1 protein-coding gene is annotated in these 330 nt (G+C 54.2%); it reads right to left on the bottom strand.

Going from position 1 to position 330, the window contains the following annotated elements:
• Nucleotides 1-330, bottom strand: a 330-nt coding sequence (locus ACZLZY_RS24985; protein WP_472936655.1) for a hypothetical protein, incomplete at both ends; no start/stop codon positions are given.

The following is a 330-nucleotide window of genomic DNA, read 5'->3' as shown; positions in this document are numbered from 1 at the left end:
AACCGAACGTGAATACCGCATCGGGCATTCCGTAACGTCTTCTAGCATCAGCATACATGACATCGATCCGGCGAATTCGGTGATGTGCCCAACGATCGAAGCAATCGTTTCAACTGGAAGACAATTCAGCTTCATCAGGCTGACCCGAAATAGCGGAAGGCCAGTCAGGTTGGCGTGGGCCATAGCTTCATCGAACGTGTCAGCCGGGTGCCCGATCAGCATCAGGGGGTACGCTGACTCGATGATGGGCTTGCGGGTCGTGCCGATAAACCATGGCTCGAGGTAGCTGTGCAGCTGTTCTGGAATGCTGGACAAAGGCATGAGGAGTAA

Source organism: Mesocryomonas lacus, from assembly GCF_055730135.2.
This window is presented reverse-complemented; position numbering and strand designations above follow the sequence as displayed.